Here is a 1,194-nt window from a genome sequence, read left to right as displayed (position 1 = left end):
AAAATGGCAAAAGGAAAATTCGCCCGTACCAAGCCCCACGTGAACGTGGGCACCATCGGTCACGTCGACCACGGCAAGACCACGTTGACGGCGGCCCTGGCCACCGTGCTGTCCGCTAAATTTGGCGGCGAAGCCAAGGCATACGACCAGATCGACGCGGCGCCTGAAGAAAAGGCCCGCGGCATCACCATCAACACCGCCCACGTCGAGTACGAAACGGCCAACCGCCACTACGCCCACGTCGACTGCCCCGGCCACGCTGACTATGTGAAGAACATGATCACCGGTGCTGCGCAGATGGACGGCGCCATCCTGGTCTGCTCCGCTGCTGACGGCCCCATGCCCCAGACCCGCGAGCACATCCTCCTGGCCCGCCAGGTCGGTGTCGGCTACATCATCGTCTTCCTGAACAAGTGCGACATGGTCGACGACGCCGAGCTGCTCGAACTCGTCGAAATGGAAGTGCGCGAACTCCTGGACAAATACGATTTCCCAGGCGACGCCACCCCCATCATTCACGGCTCCGCCAAGCTCGCCCTCGAAGGCGACAAGGGTCCGCTGGGTGAAGAAGCCATCATGAAACTGGCCGATGCCCTGGACACCTACATCCCCCAGCCGGAGCGCGCCATCGACGGTGCCTTCCTGATGCCTGTGGAAGACGTGTTCTCCATCTCTGGTCGCGGCACCGTCGTCACCGGCGCTGTCGAGCGCGGTGTCATCAAGGTCGGCGAAGAAATCGAGATCGTCGGCATCTCGCCAACCCAGAAGACCACCTGCACCGGCGTGGAAATGTTCAGGAAACTGCTCGACCAAGGCCAGGCTGGCGACAACGTCGGCGTGCTCTTGCGCGGCACCAAGCGCGAAGACGTCCAGCGCGGCCAAGTGCTCTGCAAGCCCGGCTCCATCAAGCCGCACACCCACTTCACCGCCGAAGTCTATGTCCTGTCCAAGGACGAAGGCGGCCGTCACACGCCGTTCTTCAATAACTACCGCCCGCAGTTCTACTTCCGCACGACGGACGTGACCGGTGCGATCGAGCTGCCCGAAGGCAAGGAAATGGTCATGCCTGGCGACAACGTGAGCATCACCGTGAAGTTGATCAACCCGATCGCCATGGAAGAAGGCCTGCGCTTCGCCATCCGCGAAGGTGGCAAGACCGTCGGCTCTGGCGTCGTGGCCAAGGTCCTCGCTTAA

The 1,194-nt window shown here is 62.2% G+C and carries 1 protein-coding gene; it reads left to right on the top strand.

Annotation, left to right across the window (positions count from 1 at the left end; translation table 11 throughout):
- Nucleotides 1-3 precede the first annotated feature (3 nt).
- Nucleotides 4-1,194, top strand: coding sequence for an elongation factor Tu (tuf, locus tag QN413_RS27000; protein ID WP_187053275.1), 1,191 nt, complete (start codon nt 4-6; stop codon nt 1,192-1,194).

It is taken from the genome of Variovorax sp. LG9.2 (assembly GCF_035018885.1).
Classification (GTDB): Bacteria; Pseudomonadota; Gammaproteobacteria; order Burkholderiales; family Burkholderiaceae_C; genus Variovorax.
Note: the sequence above shows the minus strand (reverse complement) of the source record. Positions and strands in the feature narration are given on the sequence as shown.